This is a genomic window from Streptomyces sp. NPDC000941 (genome assembly GCF_053599555.1).
The window spans coordinates 1-3241 of sequence record NZ_JBSFMM010000458.1 but is presented as its reverse complement, the minus strand read 5'-3'; the positions used below and the strand labels follow the sequence as shown (position 1 = coordinate 3241).

The 3241-nt window shown below is 66.3% G+C and carries 4 protein-coding genes; 2 read left to right on the top strand and 2 right to left on the bottom strand.

What is annotated here, in order from left to right; genetic code table 11:
• The coding region (locus ACWDSL_RS52630; protein ID WP_450496796.1) for a beta-ketoacyl synthase N-terminal-like domain-containing protein at positions 1 to 190 on the bottom strand (190 nt) is incomplete at its 3' end.
• A gap of 868 nt (positions 191 to 1058) precedes the next feature.
• On the opposite strand from ACWDSL_RS52630, the gene ACWDSL_RS52625 reads away from it, so the two are divergent.
• Together ACWDSL_RS52625 and ACWDSL_RS52620 are read left to right on the top strand one after the other, a co-directional pair.
• Positions 1059 to 1691 (top strand): AfsR/SARP family transcriptional regulator, encoded by a 633-nt coding sequence (locus ACWDSL_RS52625; protein ID WP_450496795.1) that lies wholly within the window; start codon positions 1059 to 1061, stop codon positions 1689 to 1691.
• Positions 1692 to 1804: 113 nt separating this feature from the next.
• Positions 1805 to 2497 (top strand): AfsR/SARP family transcriptional regulator, encoded by a 693-nt coding sequence (locus ACWDSL_RS52620; protein ID WP_450496793.1) that lies wholly within the window; start codon positions 1805 to 1807, stop codon positions 2495 to 2497.
• Between the two features lie 119 nt (positions 2498 to 2616).
• Here the strand turns inward: ACWDSL_RS52620 and ACWDSL_RS52615 are convergent.
• A partial coding sequence (locus ACWDSL_RS52615; protein WP_450496791.1) for an integrase core domain-containing protein occupies positions 2617 to 3241 on the bottom strand: 625 nt, incomplete at its 5' end.

Below are 3241 nucleotides of genomic sequence, written 5' to 3'. Positions count from 1 at the left end.
CCCACGCCGCCCGGCCCGATGGCGTGGGCCAGCGCGCCGCCGGCACCGGCCCGATGGCGCTTCCGCCGCCGCGCAGCAGACGCCACAGCGCGCCCGGATCCGGCGCGCCGGGCAGCCGGCATGCCAGGCCCACGATCGCGACGGGCCACCTCGCAGCCCCTGGCTCGCGGGTCAGGCTGTTCCCGGGCATGACACCCCCGTCTGAATCGCAAGACAGCTGGTTATGGGCTCAGGACATGCCCCGTACGGCGTTCATTCTCGGAATCCGACCTAAAGTTGATCTAACCGAAAACGTCACACACCGGGGCAGCGCATTTTGTGCGGGGACGTCGGCTCATATTGACTCCCCGTCAGACGGCGCCGTCGGAGCAGAGGGCGTTAAGAACGCGTTAAGAAGCGGCCTCGCAACCTAGTGACACCGGCGATGAATCAGCCTATGTCGGATTTTGTTGTCGGTTCATTGACCCTCACACAGCCGCGCGATGCGCGGTTAGGATGCGTCGATGTCGCCCTCTCCAGGAGCGTTGCCTCCGGCTGTTCTCGTCTCGGGTCAACCAAGAGTCGCGGTGCCCGTGGCGGTGTGGTATCCGGGGTCAGTGCGACGGCCCAGGGCGACCCAGGCAGCCGATCGCTCCCTATGGAAGACCAGTCTCATCTGACGAAAGCCAACTGGGACCGTCCGGCATTCATATGAAGGGCGCAAAGATGACTCTCTCGTCGTCTAGGGGGTCCTCGGCGTGGGTAGGACATCGCCGCTGATGCCCGACGCGCGACCGAATAGGCGTCAGGTTGTGTTACGCATGTGACCGATGTGCTGAAGCAAGTTCAAAAATCGGGGTGAATGTCTCGAATGCTGACCGTATTCGATGATGAAGTATCCACCTGCTGCGAGAATGCGCTGGGCACAGTGGGAGGTCGCGCATCATGAGGTACGAAATCCTGTGCCCATTATGGTCGTTGACGGGTCGTCAATTTCTACGCTCAGTGCGCGGAAGATCGAAGTGCTGCTGGCCGCATTGCTCGTGCGTGCAGACGAGGTGGTCAGCAGTGAAGAACTCATGAAGGAAATCTGGGGAACGCGCGCGCCACGTCAGGCCATCGCGGCGCTGCACGTCTATGTATCCCAGCTGCGGAAGTTCCTGCGCCAGAACGGCCGGCGGGACAGTCCGATCAAGACGGCTCGCAGCGGCTACGTCCTGCGGCTGGAGACCGACGAGCTGGATTTCCGCGACTTCCTCGACCTCGTGCGCGAGGGGCGCCAGGCACAGCGTGCCGGCAGCACCGAGGAGGCGTGCGAGGCGTACGAGGAGGGTCTCGGCCTCTGGCGCGGACCGGTGCTGGAGGACCTGCGGGACGGCCCGATCGTCAACGGCTTCGTCTGCTGGGCCGAGCAGTCCCGCCTCGAGTGCGTCGAGTGGTACGTGGACGCCGGTCTCGAACTCGGCCGCCACCGCGAGCTCGTCAGCTACCTCTACGCGCAGCTGGAGGAGCTTCCGCTGCACGAGGCGTTCTACCGGCAGCTCATGCTCGCGCTCTACCGTTCGGGGTGCAGGGCCGACGCCCTCAGCGTCTACCAGTCGGCCAGGATCGTGCTCAGCGACGAGCTGGGACAGGAGCCGTCCGCCGCCCTGCGGGGGCTCCACCACGCCGTCCTCGTCGACGCCCCGGAGCTGGAGCTCGCCACGGTCTAGCCGCTGGCCGCAGCACGGCGATCTCGCGTCACGCAATGCCAAGAATCGAGTACAGGGGGTACTTCATGCGGTACGAGATTTTGGGACCTGTTCGTGTGGTCGATGAGAAGGGCGTGTCCCACCTCAGAGCACAGAAGCTCGCCACCGTCCTGGCGGTCATGCTGATACGCGCTGACCAGGTCGTCACGGCGGAGCAGCTCACGAGGGAGATCTGGGGTGAGCTGCCGCCACAGCGCAGCGCCGCGGGTATCTACGTCTGCGTGTCACGGCTGCGCAAGTTCCTGGCACGGCCCGGCCGGCCGGACCCCGTCATCACCCGGCCCGGCGGATACATGCTCCGCAGGGGGGCGAGCGACTGCGACGTCGACGTCTTCCGGCGGCTGGTCACCGACGGCCGGCGGCATCTCAGGCGCGGCGAGCACGCCGCCGCCGCCGCGTTCTCCGAGGAGGCGCTCGGGCTGTGGCGCGGCCCGGCGTTCGACAACGTGGGGCCCGGCCCCATCATGGAGGGCTTCAACAAACTCCTCGCCGAACTCCACATCGAATGCATGGAGATGTCGGTGGAGGCGCAGCTCGCCCTCGGCCGCCACCGGGAAATCGTCGGCAGGCTGCATTCCCTCGTCGCCGAGTTCCCGCTCAGGGAGACGTTCTACGGGCAGCTGATGCTCGCCCTCCACCGATCCAACCGGCGGTCGGACGCCCTCTGCATCTACGAGTCCGCCCGCCGCGTTCTCGACAGGGAGCTCGGCCTCGAACCCGGGCGGAAGCTGAGGGAACTCCGGCACGCGGTTTTCGCTTCCACCTGACGGACGGGAAGCCCACACCCGGCGGTTGCAAACTCGCCCGCGCGCAGGAGCGCGCGGGCGAGGAGGCGTATGTCTGAGCGCTCTCGAGGCTGTGCCGCTCGAAGAGTCATCGCTGCATGTCATGCTGCATATCTGTACTCGTTGATGAGGCCGCCGAGGGTCGGGGTGCGCAGGACTTTGCCGGTGCTGAGGTCATGTGCTGCGGCGGGTTGTTCGTGGGCGTGGGGTGGTAGCTGGTTGCGGGCCTGGTGGGGTCGGTGTTCGCTGTAGTGCCGCTCGTAGGCTGCGAGGACGTGGCGGGCGTGGGCCTCGTTCATGATGAGGATGTGGTCGAGGGCTTCGCGTCGGATGCTGCCGATGATGCGTTCGCAGTGCGCGTTCATGCGGGGAGCCTGTGGCGCACTGTTGAGAATCTCTATCTCCTCGGCCTCGAAGACGGCGTCGAAGGCCTCGCCGTACTTGCCATCGCGGTCGCGTAACAAGAAGCGCAGGGACTCGATGCGTATGCCCAGGTCGACGGTGAGATTCCGCGCCTGCTGCACTGCCCAGTCGCGGGTCGGGTGGGCGGTGACCCCGGTGATGTGCAGTCGCAGGGTGCCGTGCTCGAGGAACACCAGCGCGTACAGCCGCTTGCCGAGGGCGGTGTCGCTGTGGAAGAAGTCTGCCGCGATGATGCCCTCGGCTTGCGCGGTCAGGAACTCGCGCCAGGTGGGGCCTGAGCGACGTGGCGCGGGGTCGATGCCG

Excerpts from the sequence above, each read along its gene's own strand:
- ACWDSL_RS52625 (WP_450496795.1), top strand. The coding sequence starts at position 1,059 with ATGAAGGAAATCTGGGGAACGCGCGCGCCACGTCAGGCCATCGCGGCG.